We start from the raw sequence: 17,087 nt of genomic DNA on the forward strand, positions 1-17,087 counted from the left end.
CAGCATTTTCATGCGGTGAACCGCTTGCTTCATGCGCGGACCAACTTGCCCTAACCTAACCTGTTCGCCCTTCCCCGACCCCGCCCATCCTAAGAAAATAACTAGTGACGGGACTTTGTCGACAGTCTGAGCTAACTCTTGCGAGTTACCTTTTGGGTGTATAGAGTGATTTAGTGCGTCAGGGGTTAATCTTTGGGTGGTGTATACCAATCCCCAAATTCAATAATAAATTGCTTGTCATTTGTTGAAGCATATTTGACAGTAACTGCACCAAGCTTATCTCCTTTTGAGTTTTTAGGAATATCCTTTATATATCCTTTCTTGATAAGTGTATCCATATCAATAGGCTTCGCTTCTGTACTAATCTCTATAGTAGGATTATCCAATAAGTATCTCTGTACCGCATCGGTTATTATTCTCGCCGATGCCGCATCCGAAGTCTCCTTCGCCTTATCAAACTGCCCTACAATAACCACCGCCGCGATCGCAATGATAATCCCCAGGATGACGATAACCGCCAGCAGCTCGATGAGCGTCATCCCCTTCTCGTTCCGTGCAGCCTTCAGCCGTTCCTGTGCCCATGCCATACTCATGATTTTCGTTTCCCCTTTCATGAATACAATGATTTATGTTTTACTTCCGTAAAACCATTACCTAGGGCGGAGCTCCGGTCCGGATGACCGAATCAGCGCAAATTGTCCATCAGCTTGAAGGACGGGAGCATGACGGCCAAGACGATGAAGCCGACGATGACCGCCAAAACCACAATCATAAGCGGCTCCAGCATCGACTTCAGACGATCCGACATCGTCTCCACATCCCGCTCGTAGAAGTCGGCCACCTTTTCCATCATCTCGTCCAGATTCCCGGTCCGTTCGCCGACTCCCATCATCTGCACCAGCATCGGCGGGAACCAGGCATGCTCCTCGAATGTATCCGACAGCGCCCGGCCGCTCTTGACGTCTTCCCGCGCGGCACGGATGATGCGCCCGTACACCTCGTTGCCGGTGATACGCGCGGCGATCGTCAGCGTATCGACGATCGGAATGGCCGCGCTGAAGAGGGAAGCGAACGTGCGGGTGAAGCGCGCCAGCGCCTGCTTCTGCTGCAGCTTCCCCAGGATCGGGAAGCGCAGCTTCGCCTTGTCCCTTGGATATTGCAGGCGCGGCAGCTTCAGCAACAGCATGCACCCGAACGGAAGCAGGACAAGCCCCGGAATGACGAGATAGCTGTACTGGACCATGAAGCCGCTTACAGCCATGACGACGCGGGTCGGCAGCGGCAGTTCAATGTCCATCGAAGTGAAGCTCAGCACCAGCTTCGGAATCACGAAGATCATCAAGACGGTGACGACAACGACCGTCATGACCAGCATAATGATCGGGTAGATCATCGCGGACTTCACTTTTTCCCGCGTCTGATGCTCCTTTTCATAAAAGACCGCCAGCCGCTCCAGCATCTCGTCCAGCTTCCCCGAGGCTTCCCCGGCCTTCACCATATTGACGAACATCTGGCTGAATACGCCGGGTGTCCGCTCCGCAGCCTGAGATAAGGATGTGCCGGATTCGAGATCATCGAGCACCTGGTGCAGCACCGCGCTGAATGACTTATTGTCGGTCTGTCCTTCCAGTACGCGAATCGATTCCGCGAGCGGAATGCCGGCACGCGCCATCGTGGCGAGCTGGCGGCAAAATACGGTCATCTCCCCGACCTTCACGCGCGGACCGCCAAACGCAATATCGCGATGCAGCCAATGGCTCCTGCGATCCTCCAGCTTCGTAACCCACCAATTCCTCGCCTGCAATTGCTCGGCCGCCTGCTTCTTCGTTGCCGCCTTCACGACACCGCGCCGGCGGGCGCCGTATTCATCCACCGCCTTGAATTGAAAGGTCGCCAACGCAACAACCTCTTTTCCCCATTAATTTAATCGCTTTAATTCAACCTGCGATGGGAAGCGCCGTTAGAGAGGGACGGCCCCTCTACCACGATATCGGAATGCGCCTGAACTTGATCATAATCAATAAGCCCGTTCATGGCCGCATCGGCAAATGCCTGAGCGAAGGTAACCATCCCTTCCGCCCGGCTGGTCAGCATAATTCCCGGCAATTGATACGTTCGGCCCGCGCGGATCGAATGCGCCACAGAAGGAATATTGACCAGTACTTCAAATATGCCGACCATTCCCTTCTCGAAGCGCCTTCGCACGAGACGCTGCGCCACGACGCCGACCAGAACCGACGCCAGTTGCGTGCGTATATGCTGCTGCATCTCGCCCGGGAAGCTGTCAATCAGCCGGTCGATCGATAGCGCCGCATTGGAGGTATGCAAGGTTCCGAGCACGAGATGTCCTGTCTCCGCGGCGGTGAGCGCCGTCGAGATCGTGTCATTGTCCCTCATCTCGCCGATGACGATCACATCGGGGTCTTGCCGCAGCGCGGCGCGCAAGCCGTCGAAGAAGGTCGGCGTATCGATTCCGATCTCCCGCTGATGCACCAATGCCTTCTCAGAGGGATGCAGCTTCTCCACCGGGTCCTCCAGCGTCACGATATGAATCGGCTTCGTCCGGTTCAGCTCATCCACGAACGCGCCCAGCGTCGTGGACTTCCCGCTTCCCGTCGGCCCGACGACCAGAATCAGCCCTTGCTTCTGATGAATAAGCTGCCGCGTCACCTCAGGCAGCCCCAGCGAAGCAATGGAGGCCGGCTTGCCAATGATAATTCTGGCCGCCAGACAGGGAGCGCCCCGCATCCGGTACACATGAAGGCGCACGCGCACAGACTCGCTATGCTGTACGGCCGCGTCCACATCCCCGCGGGCGACGAACTGCTCCCATTGCGGCAGCGACAACAGGTCCTCGCACAGCTCCATAATCTCCGAAGCCGTAAGCTCGCGGCTCATCATAGGCTGCAATTCGCCGAGCACCCGCATCATCGGCGGCATCCCGGACGACAGATGTACGTCCGACGCCTCCATACTCACGGCCAGAGCTACCCATCTCGACCAATCCTCTACCGCACTCATTGGACAAGCGCACTCCTTTCCTGCAGTTCCTCCTCTTCCGGAGTCGCGACGCGGATCACCTCGCTGATCGTCGTCAAGCCTTCCGCCGCCTTGCGCAGTCCGTCTTCGAACAGCGAAGCGAAGTTCTGAGCGGCAGCCGCCGCCCGGTATTCGCTATCCGGGCGCTTGTTCATCGTCAGCAGCCGCAGCTCGTCATCCATCTTCAGCACCTCGTGGATGGCCAGCCTTCCCCGGTAGCCGGTCCGCCCGCAGGCTTCACACCCCGTCCCGCGGCGCAATCCGTCCAGCGGCAGCCGGTAGCGCTCCAGCCACATGCGCTCCTCCAGGGTCGGCTCGCAAGGCTGTGCGCATTGCGTACACACCCTCCGAACCAGGCGCTGACCGGCGACACAGAGCAAGGAAGAGGAGACGAGATACGGCTCCACCCCCATATCCATCAGGCGCGTCATCGTATTGACCGCGCTGTTCGTATGCAGGGTGCTCAGCACGAGGTGGCCGGTCATCGCTGCCCGAACGGCAATCTCTGCCGTCTCCAGATCGCGTATTTCCCCGACCATAATAATATTCGGGTCCTGACGCAGCATCGCTCGCAGCCCGCGGGCAAAGGTCATGCCGATCGCCGCGTTCACCTGGACCTGATTGATGCCCGGCAGCTGGTATTCCACCGGATCTTCAATCGTCATGATATTGATACCCTGATGATAGAGCTGGGAAAGCGCGGCATATAGGGTCGTAGACTTGCCGCTTCCGGTCGGTCCGGTCAACAGGATGATCCCGTAAGTCGATTGGATCGCCCGCTGGAATTGGGCCAGATTATGCGGAGTAAATCCAAGCTGATCCAGCCCGCTGATCCCATGATGCTGATTCAGCAGCCGCATGACGACCTTTTCGCCATGAATCGTCGGCAGTGTGGAGACCCGGACATCCCATTGCTCATGAGCATGCAGCCATTCGAAGCGGCCGTCCTGGGGCAGACGGCGCTCAGTCAGATTCAGATTGGCCAAAATTTTGATTCGTGCCACAATCACATTCTGCATATGCTTCGGGAGCGTTCGTTCCGTGCGCAGCACCCCGTCTACCCGGTAGCGAATCGCCAGCTCCTCGCCCTGGGGATCGAGATGAATATCGCTCGCCCGCACCGTCACCGCCTGCGTTATCAACTGATTGACGGTCCTGACGACGGGAGATTGTTCATCTTCCAGCTGCGCCGACAGCGTCTCTTCCTCATACTGCTGGAGATGCTGCAGCATTTCGTCCACGGATTCCTGCATGCCGTAATAGCGGCGTATCATGCGGCCAAGCTCTTCGCGGGTGGCAATCACCGGCTCAATCCGATAGCCCGTGGCAAGCCGCAATTCTTCGAGCGCATAGTAATCCAACGGATCTTCCATCGCTACGATGAGCTTTGAATCCTCGATGCGCAGGGGAAGCACCCGGTACTGCTCGGCAAGCCGCTGCGAGATTAGATCGATGATCTCCTGCTCGATATGATGCCGGTACAGTTGAACATGCGGGATCCCCAGCTGGTAATCCAGCACCTCGATCAATTGCTCTTCCGTAATGAGGCCTTCGGACAGCAGGACATCGCCAAGCCGCCCTTTATGCTTCGCCTGAACCGCCAACGCATGCTGCAATTGCGCCGGGGTGATGAGACCGACCTCGACCATCAATTCTCCGATTCGCTTGCGCTGCTTCATGAGTTCACCCCATCTCGAATCGCGACGGCAATCCCGTCCCGTAGGTATGTACAAGTGCATGAAAACCGCGATGGAAACAACATTTTTTAAAAATCCCGCTCTTTAAAAAAGAACGCAAGATTCGATGCCAAGCCGCTCCCTGCTTGGGTTTCATCGATTTTAGATATTTTAAATTTTAGCGTTTAAACTATTTCTAAGGATATGTAACCACAGGCTATCATCACTGTCAATATATCCCATACCGTTTATTCTCCAAAATTCCGAACGTTACCGTTAACAAAGTCGAAAATGTTCACAATTTTGTAAATTTAGGCTCGATTATTCATTTTTCCGACACAAGTGAACGGTTCCGGCCTTCCCCTCCCAGAGACGCTCCCTCTCTACAAGCTCGCGTGATCAGCCGCTTCCCGAGAACGCAAAAAAGAGCGCGAACGGCTTTACGTATCCGCACTCTTATTGTTGGTGTGTTCCAGTTCCGAACATTGCTTCCGCTTCATCCCGCAACCAGCTTCCCTAATGCCAACAGTACCGCGCCATAGGCCGCATCCTTCCCGGCGGCCATGCATTGCATCCCGGGGTACCGCTCTGCCAACAAAGCGGTAAACCCGTTCCGGACCTCGCTGTTTTTCAGCAGCACGCTGCCGGCCATCGCCACCGTTCCCGCTTGCAGACCCAGCTTCTCCACGACCGGAACGACGAGCTCGCAGAGGGAGCGGGCGCATTTGTCCGCAATGGAGAGAGCGCTCTTGTCCCCAAGCGCGCAGGCCTGCGACAAAATCGGGGCCAGAGCCGCGATATCCTTTTTGTTCGTGTGCCGATCATACACGAAGCGGATAAGCTGTTGAATCGATTCCATCTGCAGGTGCTGATATACCATCCCTGTGATGGGCGTTGCGGGGAGGCGGCCGTCATGTGCGCGCACGACCGCCGACAGCAGCTCGCGGCCAATGCTGTAGCCGCTGCCTTCATCATCGATCAGATGACCGTAACCGCCCGCGCGATGCGACTGGCCCGCTTCATTTTGGCCATAGCAGATCGATCCCGTGCCCGCGATGAGAATGACGCCGACGGCCTTGCCGTGCGCACCCCACAGCGCCGTTGCTTGATCGCCCGTAATGGTCAAGCCGCCTTCATACCCGCATTCACGAACGTTCGCTTCCAGGCGGGGGATGACCGTCGGATTGCTGACTCCCGCCGCGCCGATACATACCTGCACGCAGTGCTCCAGCCCTCCGCATACCTCGGCAATCGTCGCGAAAATATCCCGCAGACTGCTTCGCACGCTCGCCTCGTCCTGTCCGTTGTAGTTGATTGCCCCGGACGTGAACGTGTGCACTACCGTCCCTTTCACATCCGCAACGGTGACGGCCGTCTTCGTGCCGCCGCCGTCCACCCCTGCCACATAGTTCAACGTAAGCTCACATCCTTCTTCTGCCTTAGGATCCGCGCAGGCGCACGAACGGTGCGCATTCCGGAAAGCAGCTGTTCCGCCCTATGGGTACAAATGATAGTGCCGCTTCATGCCGGCAAATTCCCGGCTTTCTTCCCGGAACCGTTCCAGCATCGCCGGAACGTCCACCGGCTCCGCGCGGTAGATGCTGTCCCCGCCTAACAGATCAATGAACGGCCGCGAATTCTCCTTCACCGGGGGCAAAAAGGAAAACTGCTCATAATTGCGCTTGATCGCATACAGCAGTTGAAACCCCGCTTCCAACGGCTGCAGCGCGCGGCGATCGAGCACATGCAGCTGCACCCCGCCGCATTGCTCATCCCGGAACTTCGAGAACGAAGGCTTGAAATAGACCGGACGGAAGACGACTCCCGGCAGCTTCATCCGGTTCATCTCCTCAGCCAGCTTCTCCGCTTCAATGAACGGCGCGCCGATGATCTCGAACGGAGCCGTCGTGCCGCGGCCTTCCGAAATGTTGGTCCCTTCGAACAGGCAAGTGCCTGCATACAGCAATGCCGAATCGAACCGCGGAAGCCCCAGGGACGGCATAACCCACGGAAGCCCGGCATCAGGGAACTGCATCGTCCGATCCCAGCCTTCGCAGCGCACGACATGCAGCCGGCCGTTCCACTTCATCTGCTCGTTCGCCATCGCCGCCACCTCGCCTGCCGTCAGGCCGTAGCGGACGCAGAGCGGATAATTCCCGACGAAGGAGTGATAGCCCGGCTTCAATAGATTCCCTTCCACCGTGACGCCGTCGAGCGGATTGATCCGATCCAGCACGACGAACGCCTTGCCTGCCTTCGCGCAATCCTCCAGGGCGTACAGCATCGTGTAAATGAACGTATAATACCGAACCCCGACATCCTGAATATCGTACACGACCATATCGACTTCATCCAGCATCTCCCGGCTCAAGCGCTTGGAGTCTTTGCGGTACAAGCTGTACACCGGCACCTGCGTATACGGGTCCACATACGTCTCCACCTGGGCCCCCGCCGCCTGATCGCCGCGCACGCCGTGCTCCGGCGAGAACAGCGCGACCAGGTTGAATTTCTCGTGCAGAACTTGAATCGTCGAGACGAAGTCCTTCGTTAAGCCGGTCGGCGCCGTAATCAACCCGATACGCTTTCCTTGGAACAGATGCGCATACTCCTCGATACAATCAATCCCGTTGCGGATCATAGCAGCCTCCTCTTCATGCGCATCCGCCCCTACAATTCGGACTGGCGCAGGCGCATGCTTTCTTCCGGAATCATGAACGTTTCTGCGTATTCCTTCCTTGCCTCAATGCCGCGCACCCGGGCGAGATGCTTATAGTACTCCAGATAAGGGAACGAGGTGCTGCCCGTCACGAACCAATGCAGCGACACCGCCTTCACCCACAAATCATAAGCCTCTTGCGAAAAGTCAACGTAGACGTAAGGCTTGTAGTCCACCGCGTCCTCCCAGTTCTCCGCATAATAGAGCTTGGAAGCGAAGAAGGCGGGCAGCTCCCGCTGGAACGACGGCAAGCCGGCGAAGAAGCGCGCGTCATTGACAATGCGGTGCGTCGTCATATGATCCTTGTGCATGCTGTTCTTGAAATGCGTAATGATAATATTCGGGCGCACCTGGCGGATGACATCGCACACCTTGAGGCGATTCTCTTCATTGTCCTGCAGCTCGCCGTCCGGCGTATCGAACACGATAGCCTCGCCGCCCAGCATCTCGGCGAACGCCTTCGCCTCATTCACCTTCTGCTCGCGGTACTCCGCCATATCTCTGCCTGCCGGGACCCCGCGCTCCCCTGCGGTCAACGCCAGGGTGACGATCCGATCCCCCTTCAGCGAATGGCTTGCCAATACGCCGCCCGCGGTCAGCTCCATATCCCCCACATGACCGCCAATGGCCAGAATCGTTATCTTTTGCTCGCTCATTAGACAAGCTCCTTTCTCATGACAGCGAAAGATTTGACCGTGCGAAAGCCAGCCTTCTCATAAATGCGAATCGCCGGATTCGTGCTTCCGGTATAGAGCGACATATACTCGGTTCCGATACTTCGGAACGCCTCGCACAGCTTGAAGAACAACACCGTTCCCAAGCCATGCCCCTCATGCCCGGGATGAACGCCGATGCCCGCGAAGTAGCCGCGTCCGTTCTCCTGGCGAATGACCGGACCGGCGAAGCCGGCGGCCTTCCCTTCATACGCGGCAATTACGAACGGCACTCCGTCCGCAGCCGCCTGGGCAATCTCCCGCTCCCAGAGCGGATTGTTCAATCCCCGCAGCATCTCCTCCACGCCGCTATGCTTATCCGGGTCGAACAGTTCGACCGCATAGCCTTCGAAGGCGGCCCGCGCCTCTTTGGCCCTGATCTCTTCGGGGATGGCGAACCCGGCCAGCGGCATATACATGGCGCATTCGATTGCGCGCTCGATATAGCCTTGCCGCAGCAAAAATTGATGATACGCGCTGCCGACCGGGACGCCCGGCGCATTATTATGCTCATGCTTCGGCGTATCCGGGATGTACCAGGGCAGCATCATCGGATTGAAGAACAGGACGTCCGCCTGCTTTTTTCCCAATGCTTGAAAGCGTTCCTCCACCGCCTCCAGCATCACCTTATAGTTCTCATCGCTGCTGTGATCATGGGACAGCACGATGCAGGTAATATAGCCGGCGACCTCCCCGAGTGGCAGATCCTGTCCGGTGCAGCCGCACGCGAAGCCGATTACCCGGCCCGCCTCCAGCAGCACAAACGTATTTTCCGGGTCGAAATACGCATTCGATAAAAAGATAGCTTCAAAGCTTGCCTCCGTCAGCTCCTTGTACCCGTCTCTCACGGCTTCTTCATTCCATAGCGCAATCACATCGCCGCTATACTTCCGATCCCAGGTTGCGAGCATCATGAGCAGCACCTCCCATTAACCTTTGACCGCGCCTACCGTGACCCCCTTCAGGAAATACTTCTGCAAGCTGAAGAAGAGAATGAACATCGGCAGCGCAGAGATCGTAGCGCCCGCCATCATCGGCGCAAAGTATGTCGTGTTGGCGAAGCGGAAGTTTTTAAGGCCTACCTGAATCGTCTGCATATCCATCGTATTCGTGACGAGGAACGGCCAGAAGAAGGTGTTCCAGCTATCCATGAAGGTGAGAATCGCCATGACGGCCAACACCGTTTTCGACAGCGGCAGTATGATCTTGAAATAGACCTGAAGCTGATTGCAGCCTTCAATCTTCGCGCATTCCAGCACCTCGGTCGGAATGCTGCTCATGAACTGCTTCGCAAGGAAAATATTATATACGGTAACGAGACCAGGCATGATTAAGGCACTGTACGTATTCTGGATTTGGAAAATGTTGACGATCAAAATGTACAATGGCACTTGCGATACCTGATACGGAATCATCATCGCTATTAACAGCAGGGTGAACAGCGCCGTTCTGCCCTTGAATTTGATTTTGGAGAAGGCGTATCCGGCCATGCTCGCAAAAAACACGTTCGACACCGTCACGACACTTGCCACAAACAAGGAATTTAACAGCCAGCGAAAGGAATGCTCGCTATATTCGAAAAAGAACTTGTATGATTCCAGAGTGAACTTGGTCGGAAAGAGCGAGTAGCTCATCGCACCGGCTTCCACAGGATCCCCGAAGGAAGAAATAATCATAAAATAGATAGGGAAGATCGTGGCCAAAGCAAAAAGCAAAAGTACGGTAATGATGACAGCATTTCTAATATATTTGACTGCCACATTTCCATTATGTGAATGATAGAGTGACATTATCGGCTTCTCCCCTTCCCCTTAATATTCCACGTCTTTGCCCATAAATTTAAATTGAATGAACGAAATGATCGCAATAATGGCGGCCAGCACCAAAGATTGGGCTGCAGCCTTCCCGAATTCAAAGTACTTAAATGCGTTGTTGAAAATAAGCAACCCAACCATTGTCGTTGAATTGTCCGGGCCGCCGCCCGTCATCAGATAAGCGTTCTGGAACACTTGAAAGGAACCGATAACACCGGTTACGAGCAAAAACAACGTTGTTGGCTTCAAAAAAGGAATTACGATATACCATAGCTTCTTCAAAAAGGATGCCCCATCCAATTCCGCTGCCTCATAATAACTGTCATCAATGCCGAGCAGGGCCGCCAAGTAAATAATAATGGCCGTGCCATGGCTTGCCAGCCAGGACATCAGGACGAGAGAGAACATCGACGTCGAGCTTGAGCCGAGCCAGTTCAAATTGCTGATGCCGAACAGGCCAAGCAGCTGGTTCAAAATTCCCGCTTCCATCGGATCGAAGATCCACAGCCATACGACAGACATCGCCACCCCGGACGCGACGGCCGGCAAATAATATACCGCCTTGAACGTCGTCTGCAGCTTCTTATTCAGCGGCAAAATAAGAATGGCCACGACAAAGGAGATAATCAAGGCCACGGGAACCGTCAACACCGTATAGACGGCCGTATTGACGATCGATTTCCAAAACAGCGGATCCTTGAAGGAATTAATATAATTGTCAAAACCGATAAACGTAGAGCCTAGCGGCTTATAATCCTGGAAGCTGATAATAAAGGCGCTGACAACCGGATAGGCCGTAAATACGGCGAATACAACCAGGGCAACGGCGATAAACGCATATCCCCAGCCTGAATCTCCTCTAATTTTCCGTCTCTTCAACGGCTTCGTTAATTGGGCCATAATGTGAAACCCCTTTCAATACGCAGTGATGCAATGATTTCCGGATAGCCGCATACAGTTCCATGCGGCTATCCGAAAGTCTGCTCTGTCTAGTCTTTGACAACTCCGTCTTCGCCGAATGCGGCGACGGCTGCCGATTTCACCGCATCATACATTTGCTCTGGCGAAATCTCGTTGGCGATCAAGGCTTGAAGCTTCGGAATAATCACTTCGTCCTCGAGCTTAATCGCCTTGGCGCCCAGATCCGTCGGAATATCCGGACGTGCCGGCGTTGCTTGCTTGAGCAATGTTTCTACAGCCTCTTTATTGAACTCGTTTCTTTCAATTGGCATGCTTTCCGCCGCTTTTCTGCCGGACTCGGTAATATGGGCGGCGAAGAGATCATTGTTCGTCGTGGCCGCAACCTTGCCGCTGGCCAAGAAGTAAGCTGCTTTGACGACATTGGCCTTATGCTCAGGCGTCGGCTCCTGCTTGCCGCGGAAGGTTACATAACCGTCAACCGCGACGCTTGCCTGCTGCTTCTCGCCCAAGAAGGTAGGAACCGGCAATACGATATAATCGACCGGGATGCTTCCTTTGACTTCACTGCCGTCTTTTTTCTCGATCTTTTCGTTATTTTGGTTCGCGTTATTTTCGAAAGTGGCCAGGCCTTTGCCTGTAATCATCGTTTGACCTGTCAGGAACATATTCCAGCGTTTCCCTGCATCGACCGAGCTGAGCTCCTTCGGCATGGAACCGTCATCAATGAGCACGCGAATCGCTTTCAGCACTTCCAGGAAGTTTTTGCTCGTATACGCATATTTCAGATCTTTGTCGAACGCGGCCGGCATGCCCGCATTTTTGAGCAGAATAGCCAAGTAGTCCTTGGACGCTACGCCCGCCGTCGCAAATACGAAGCCGTAACGGGACGTTTTGTCGCCATCCTTCACGACGCCTTTTTTGACATCTTCACGGAATTGCTCGAACGTCCAGCCTTCCTTCTGCACCTTCTTCCAATCGATGCCCGCTTGCTCCAGGAACTCTCGGTTGCCCCCAAGCGCGTGGACCTCCATATACGCCGGGAAGCCGTATAATCCGTCACCGCTCTTCATATATTCCAATGGAATTTCATCGTAATCCGCAATCATTTCTGGCGTGGCAATATCGCTAATATCCATCAGCATGCCTTGCTGAATATATTTCGGAATTCCGGCCGAACCGATGAACGCAATATCCGGCGGGCTGCCCGCGTTCACTTGCGTATCCAGCTTCTGCGTCATGTCTTCCCAGCTTGCCGGCTCGATCTTCAACGTCAGGTCCGGATACAATTCATTGAATTCCTTCTCCATTTGCTTGAAATTATCTTGGAAATTGCCAGACACTGGCGGGAGCAATGCGGTTATCGTATCTTTTGCACTGTTCCCTCCGTTAGCGCCCGCATCTGGCGATTTCGCATCATTATTCGAGCTTCCGCATGCCGTTAAAGAGGACAAAGCCAAGGTTAATGCCAAAATGGATGCCAATACACGCAATTTCCTCATTGATATAAGCCCCCTCAGGTTATCGAATGAATTACACCACTTTTGTAAACATGCCGATCGCTTTCTTCAAGCTGCCCTCGCATTGTTCCAGCGCTTGCTCTGCCGCGGCCGCATCCAGACCGGTCTTAATCATCATGATGGCCAGCTTGCAGTTCATGGAAGCGCTTTCTAAATACGTGGCAGCGGTACCCGCATCAACGCCTGTAGCTGCCTGTATTATCCGTACGGACCGATCTCGCAGCTTGATATTGCTCGCCTTCAAATCGACCATTAAGTTGTTATACGTCTTGCCCAGCTTTACCATCGTACAAGTAGTAAGCATGTTCAGAACCAGCTTCTGTGCTGTACCCGCTTTCAATCGGGTCGATCCCATAATGACTTCCGGTCCTACAACAGGTGAAATGCAGATATCGCAGACGCTCTCCAGCAAGGATTGCTTGTTATTGACGACGCCGATGGTCGTCGCCCCGATCTCCCGCGCCTTCTTCAAGGCTGCGATGACAAATCGAGCGCTTCCGCTCGCCGTAATCCCGACAACCGCATCCTTGTCTGTCACGCCGCAACTCTCGATTAATGCAACCCCCTCCTCCGCATTGTCTTCATAGCCTTCTACGGCCCATCGCAGCGCAGTGTCTCCCCCGGCAATATGTCCTTGCACCAGCTCAGGGTCGGTTCCGAACGTGGGCGGACATTCCGAAGCGTCGAGGACGCCCATTCTTCCTGAAGATCCAGCACCGACGTAAAACATCCTTCCACCATGTTTGAGCACTTGATGAAGTGAATTAACCGCTTTCACAATTTGCGGAATTTCAGCCGCAACCGCTTGCGGAACGCTCGCATCCTGCTCGTTCATGAGGCGGAGCATTTGCTCGGTCGTGCATTCATCAATGGCCGCTGTCTCAGGATTGATTGCTTCCGTCGTTAGACCCGCTAGATACTCATCCATAGCCATCCTCCTATCCTGTTTGTGTAACTTGCTTATACTGCAATCTTAGCCGCAAAGACCATTACGGTCAACAGTTTTTGAAATAAAATTTTATTATAAAATAAATTGTTGTTGTTTTATTTTCTCCATTTCAACAAAAAAAGACATCGGACGCGAGCCGATGTCTGACCGTCAAGCCGCTCCCAGCATTAGCGATGCTTGCTTGCCAGTATATTGTGCGTCTTCGTCAAATATTTCTTCACATGCTTGTATTCCGCGCTGGCCACGCCGGCGAACAAAATATCGATCACCGTCAGCATGGCAATCCGCGATCCCATGGCGCCGCTGCGGATCGTGATCTCGGGCGTGGAAATGCTCAGCACGATATGGGCGTTTTCCGCCAACGGGCTTTTCGTATACTTCGTAATCGCGATGATGCAGGCGCCGTTCTTTTTGGCGATGTCCAGCGCATCGAGAATATCGGCCGTATTGCCGGAATTCGAGATAAAGATCGCCACGTCGTTTTTCTCCAGTAGCGTCGCCGCGGTAAGCTGGCTATGGCCGTCGGTGTATGCATGGCAAATCTTATTAATGCGCGAAAATTTCTGCTCCGCATCGATCCCGACCAGACCGGAAGCGCCGATGCCAAAAAACACGATCCGCCGGCTTTCCCGCAGCACCTTCACCGCGCGCTCGACTTCTTTTCTATCAATCACACAAAGCGTATCCTCGATAGACTTGCTATTATTGCGAGAAATATTCGAGATAATCGTATTCAGATCATCTCCAGGCTGAATATCCGTATACTGATCTTTTTGCTCATCCTCCATCGAACCAAGCGAAGCGGAAATACTGACAATAAAGCTGCGGTATCCGGTATAGCCCATCGTCTTGCAAAAACGGAGAACGGATGCGTCACTCGTCTTCGTCAACTGAGCCAGACTCTTGATGGAGAGATGCGGAATCTCCTCCAAATTGTTCAGCACATACTCTGCGACTGTCCTTTCTACCGGCGTCAGGCTGTCCTTCATGTCACGAATCTTAATTAAAATATTGTCGTGGATTGACATCACTTTTCCCTACTCATCTTTGAAATTTTATTTTAAAGTTTTGCTCCAATAATAAATTTTATTTTATACCTTGCCCCTGCTATTTGCAATACGATGGCGCACATTCCACGAGGCCGATCTATCTTTGGCTGCTCTTATTGGCATTCTCCCATCCAGTCAGAATTGTCCTGTTCGCTCCTTAGCAGCACTCTCCCATCCGGTCAGAATCACCCTGCACGTTCCTTGTCAGCACTATCCCATCCGGTCAGAACCGCCCTGCACGCTCCTTATCAGCACTCTCCATCCGGGCAGAATGACCCTGCACGCCCCCTCTCAGCACTCTCCCATCCGGTCAGAATGACCCTGCACGCTCCTTGTCAGCACTCTCCCATCCGGTCAGAATGACCCTGTACATTCCTTGTCAGCACTCTCCCATCCGGGCAGAATGACCCTGCACGTTCCTTGTCAGCACTCTCCCATCCGGTCAGAATGACCCTGTACATTCCTAGTCAGCACTCTCCCATTCAATCAGAATATCCGCGCATCCCTCTTATTTCATCATCTAATCCTAGAATAAAAATCTGAAAAAATCGGAATAGACCAGATGAAAATAATAGCTTCTGAGCCTTGGGGAGAATGCTCATAAGAGGCGCGCACCCCCTATTCATTCAGCACCAGCCAGCCCCCCCTCTATCTCACAAAAGAAAAAAACGACATCTCTGTCGTTTTAACGATAATTCATCATTCCACTTCATCATTTCATAATTCTGTGTCCTTACTCCTGCGCCGCCGCCAGATCCAGGGCGAGCTCAATCATCTCGGTGAAGGTGCTCTCCCGCTCCTCGGCGGTCGTCATCTCGCCCGTCAGCACGTGGTTCGACACGGTCAAGATCGACAGCGCGTTCACCTCATGCCGGGCAGCGAGCGTATAGAGCGCCGCCGTCTCCATTTCCAGCGCCAGAATTTGATAGTCGGCCCACAGCTGAATTTCTTCGCGGTCCTCCATGTAGAACGTATCGGTCGTCATCACATTGCCGACCTTGACGGGCAGCTTCTTTTCACAGGACAGATCATACGCCTGCTTCAGAAAGCGGAAATCGGCGGTCGGCGCGAAGTCAATGCCCCGGAAGCGGCGCTGGTTCACTGCCGAGCTCGTGGAAGCGCTCATCGCGATCACGATGTCCCGCAGCCCCACGTTTTGCTGAATCGCTCCGCAGGTGCCGACGCGAATCATATGCTTGACGCCGTATTCGTGAATCAGCTCATGCGCGTAGATCGAGATGGAGGGCACCCCCATTCCCGTACCTTGAACGGAGACCCGCTTCCCTTTGTACTTCCCCGTAAAGCCGAGCATGCCGCGCACCGCGTTATAGCAATGCGCCTCTTCCAAAAAAGTATCCGCAATAAACCGGGCCCGTATCGGATCGCCGGGCAGCAGAATCGCCTCGGCGATCTCACCTTGCGGAGCGCCAATGTGTACGCTCATATCTGTCATATCCTCCCCATTATGAAGTAACCGCCTGCTCAGTACAGAGGAATGCTAGAGAGAGGGAAGGAAGAGGAAGTCCCCTCCCGATGAAGCTGCTCCTGCTCCTTGTCGGCAAGAGATTTGGCCGTGAACTGATCGGTAATGAGCACGTTCGCATAACCTCCCTGCAGCGCGCCGAATATCGCCTCCACCTTGCCCGGTCCGCCGGCCACAAGGATGGAATGCTCCTTCCGGGCGAGCGAATCGAGCGGGATCCCGATCGTCCGCGCATCCAGTTCAGGCAGACAGATCCGGCCATCGGCATCGTAGAACCGGGCGCCAATCTCTCCGCAAGCCGCGCTTGCCAATTCTTTCGCCTCTTCTTCGGTAAAGTATTGCACCGGTAAAACCGGAGAATTCGGCACAGGAACGCCTACGCTGTACAGGGCGATATTCGCCTGTTCCCCCATGTCCAGAACGGCGCGCATATGGCGCTCGGACTCTATCGCCTGCTTCACCAACGGGTGATCCACGATGACGGGAAGGGGCAGGAAATAAGGAGACGTATGATAAGCGCTGCCAAATAGCTGCATAATCTCGCAGCTATAGGTATTCGCTCCTGACTGGCTTACGCCGCCTTGCCACTGCACGACATTGACATGGCTTACATGCTTATGGTTCAACTTTTTCGCTACCTGATAAATCGTCTCTCCCCAAGCCAATGCAATCGTATCTCCATCGGTGACCAGCTCATCCAGATAGCGCGAGGCATCCTCGGCCAAATACTCTCCGATCAGTTCCTCCTCATAGTGAGGCACCGGAACGACAATCGCCTTTTTCAAGCGGTATTTGTCCTTCAACTGGTAGGCAAGCCGGTGCGTATCCTCGGACGGATCCAGAATACGAATCTGCACCAATCCGTCCTCCCGCGCCTGCTGCAGAAATCGGGAGACCGTAGGCCGGGACACGCCGAGCTTGTCCGCGATATCCTGCTGGCTGCAATCCATGAAATAATACATTTTCGCAGCATCAATCATTTTTTTGATTTTCTCTTGATCCATCCCAAGCCACCCATCTATCCAATGTCGAATATAGGAAAAACGGTCTATAATTCTCTATTATAGCATTGTCGCCGCCTCTTATCATTTGGCATTCCCGGATGGCGGATGACATCTCCCGGACATGCAGAACGAGAACAAGCGCCCCCCTGCACAATCGCTGGGGAGCGCTCGTCGCATTACGCTCAGCCTATTTATTTATCACGCGG

15 protein-coding genes are annotated in these 17,087 nt (G+C 54.3%); all 15 read right to left on the reverse strand.

Translation table 11 applies throughout. The features are described 5' to 3' along the window. Positions 1–185: 185 nt before the first annotated feature. The 15 genes from NNL35_RS27065 to NNL35_RS27135 all read right to left on the reverse strand — a co-directional run bounded on the left by NNL35_RS27065 (position 186) and on the right by NNL35_RS27135 (position 16,881). Positions 186–593 carry a prepilin-type N-terminal cleavage/methylation domain-containing protein gene (locus NNL35_RS27065; protein WP_040731013.1) on the reverse strand — a complete coding sequence of 136 codons (408 nt, stop codon included), beginning with the start codon at positions 591–593 and terminating at the stop codon, positions 186–188. A gap of 92 nt (positions 594–685) precedes the next feature. Continuing rightward, positions 686–1,897, reverse strand: coding sequence for a type II secretion system F family protein (locus NNL35_RS27070; protein WP_006676587.1), 1,212 nt, complete (start codon positions 1,895–1,897; stop codon positions 686–688). A gap of 35 nt (positions 1,898–1,932) precedes the next feature. Beyond that, positions 1,933–3,021 (reverse strand): type IV pilus twitching motility protein PilT, encoded by a 1,089-nt coding sequence (locus NNL35_RS27075; protein WP_006676586.1) that lies wholly within the window; start codon positions 3,019–3,021, stop codon positions 1,933–1,935. Beyond that, a complete protein-coding gene (locus NNL35_RS27080; RefSeq protein WP_006676585.1) occupies positions 3,018–4,718 on the reverse strand; it encodes a GspE/PulE family protein in 1,701 nt (566 codons plus the stop codon). The genes NNL35_RS27075 and NNL35_RS27080 overlap by 4 nt, the downstream gene beginning before the upstream one ends. A 493-nt stretch (positions 4,719–5,211) precedes the next feature. Further along, positions 5,212–6,129 carry an N-acetylglucosamine kinase gene (locus NNL35_RS27085; RefSeq protein ID WP_006676584.1) on the reverse strand — a complete coding sequence of 306 codons (918 nt, stop codon included), beginning with the start codon at positions 6,127–6,129 and terminating at the stop codon, positions 5,212–5,214. Between the two features lie 81 nt (positions 6,130–6,210). Continuing rightward, the gene (locus tag NNL35_RS27090; RefSeq protein WP_006676583.1) at positions 6,211–7,353 is read right to left on the reverse strand and encodes an exo-beta-N-acetylmuramidase NamZ family protein; all 1,143 of its coding nucleotides are present in this window, start codon (positions 7,351–7,353) and stop codon (positions 6,211–6,213) included. 29 nt (positions 7,354–7,382) lie between these two features. Next, positions 7,383–8,087 carry a PIG-L deacetylase family protein gene (locus NNL35_RS27095; RefSeq protein ID WP_006676582.1) on the reverse strand — a complete coding sequence of 235 codons (705 nt, stop codon included), beginning with the start codon at positions 8,085–8,087 and terminating at the stop codon, positions 7,383–7,385. Beyond that, complete coding sequence (locus NNL35_RS27100; protein WP_040731036.1) at positions 8,087–9,055, reverse strand: GNAT family N-acetyltransferase; 969 nt, start codon at positions 9,053–9,055, stop codon at positions 8,087–8,089. Before NNL35_RS27100 ends, NNL35_RS27095 begins: the two co-directional genes overlap by 1 nt. Before the next feature lie 18 nt (positions 9,056–9,073). Continuing rightward, a complete protein-coding gene (locus NNL35_RS27105; RefSeq protein WP_254553919.1) occupies positions 9,074–9,934 on the reverse strand; it encodes a carbohydrate ABC transporter permease in 861 nt (286 codons plus the stop codon). Positions 9,935–9,955: 21 nt separating this feature from the next. Continuing rightward, a complete protein-coding gene (locus tag NNL35_RS27110; protein WP_006676579.1) occupies positions 9,956–10,858 on the reverse strand; it encodes a carbohydrate ABC transporter permease in 903 nt (300 codons plus the stop codon). Between the two features lie 89 nt (positions 10,859–10,947). Further along, positions 10,948–12,378, reverse strand: coding sequence for an ABC transporter substrate-binding protein (locus NNL35_RS27115; RefSeq protein WP_133379642.1), 1,431 nt, complete (start codon positions 12,376–12,378; stop codon positions 10,948–10,950). Positions 12,379–12,409: 31 nt separating this feature from the next. Beyond that, a complete protein-coding gene (murQ, locus tag NNL35_RS27120) occupies positions 12,410–13,324 on the reverse strand; it encodes an N-acetylmuramic acid 6-phosphate etherase (RefSeq protein ID WP_006676578.1) in 915 nt (304 codons plus the stop codon). 188 nt (positions 13,325–13,512) lie between these two features. After that, the gene (locus tag NNL35_RS27125; protein WP_133380142.1) at positions 13,513–14,373 is read right to left on the reverse strand and encodes a MurR/RpiR family transcriptional regulator; all 861 of its coding nucleotides are present in this window, start codon (positions 14,371–14,373) and stop codon (positions 13,513–13,515) included. A 754-nt stretch (positions 14,374–15,127) separates the two neighbouring features. Continuing rightward, complete coding sequence (deoD, locus tag NNL35_RS27130; RefSeq protein ID WP_006676576.1) at positions 15,128–15,838, reverse strand: purine-nucleoside phosphorylase; 711 nt, start codon at positions 15,836–15,838, stop codon at positions 15,128–15,130. 38 nt (positions 15,839–15,876) lie between these two features. Then, positions 15,877–16,881, reverse strand: a complete 1,005-nt coding sequence (locus NNL35_RS27135; protein WP_006676575.1) for a DNA-binding transcriptional repressor DeoR — start codon at positions 16,879–16,881, stop codon at positions 15,877–15,879. Between the last annotated feature and the right edge of the window lie 206 nt (positions 16,882–17,087).

Origin of the sequence: Paenibacillus dendritiformis, from assembly GCF_945605565.1 — a bacterium.
Lineage (GTDB): Bacteria > Bacillota > Bacilli > Paenibacillales > Paenibacillaceae > Paenibacillus_B > Paenibacillus_B dendritiformis_A.

What these genes read in the sequence shown, in the direction of transcription:
- NNL35_RS27135 (WP_006676575.1), bottom strand. Translation starts at nt 16,881, where the DNA reads ATGGATCAAGAGAAAATCAAAAAAATGATTGATGCTGCGAAAATGTAT.
- NNL35_RS27115 (WP_133379642.1), bottom strand. Translation starts at nt 12,378, where the DNA reads ATGAGGAAATTGCGTGTATTGGCATCCATTTTGGCATTAACCTTGGCT.
- NNL35_RS27125 (WP_133380142.1), bottom strand. Translation starts at nt 14,373, where the DNA reads ATGTCAATCCACGACAATATTTTAATTAAGATTCGTGACATGAAGGAC.
- NNL35_RS27110 (WP_006676579.1), bottom strand. Translation starts at nt 10,858, where the DNA reads ATGGCCCAATTAACGAAGCCGTTGAAGAGACGGAAAATTAGAGGAGAT.
- NNL35_RS27105 (WP_254553919.1), bottom strand. Translation starts at nt 9,934, where the DNA reads ATGTCACTCTATCATTCACATAATGGAAATGTGGCAGTCAAATATATT.
- murQ (WP_006676578.1), bottom strand. Translation starts at nt 13,324, where the DNA reads ATGGATGAGTATCTAGCGGGTCTAACGACGGAAGCAATCAATCCTGAG.
- NNL35_RS27095 (WP_006676582.1), bottom strand. Translation starts at nt 8,087, where the DNA reads ATGAGCGAGCAAAAGATAACGATTCTGGCCATTGGCGGTCATGTGGGG.
- NNL35_RS27065 (WP_040731013.1), bottom strand. Translation starts at nt 593, where the DNA reads ATGAGTATGGCATGGGCACAGGAACGGCTGAAGGCTGCACGGAACGAG.
- NNL35_RS27080 (WP_006676585.1), bottom strand. Translation starts at nt 4,718, where the DNA reads ATGAAGCAGCGCAAGCGAATCGGAGAATTGATGGTCGAGGTCGGTCTC.
- NNL35_RS27100 (WP_040731036.1), bottom strand. Translation starts at nt 9,055, where the DNA reads ATGCTCGCAACCTGGGATCGGAAGTATAGCGGCGATGTGATTGCGCTA.
- NNL35_RS27075 (WP_006676586.1), bottom strand. Translation starts at nt 3,021, where the DNA reads ATGAGTGCGGTAGAGGATTGGTCGAGATGGGTAGCTCTGGCCGTGAGT.
- deoD (WP_006676576.1), bottom strand. Translation starts at nt 15,838, where the DNA reads ATGAGCGTACACATTGGCGCTCCGCAAGGTGAGATCGCCGAGGCGATT.
- NNL35_RS27090 (WP_006676583.1), bottom strand. Translation starts at nt 7,353, where the DNA reads ATGATCCGCAACGGGATTGATTGTATCGAGGAGTATGCGCATCTGTTC.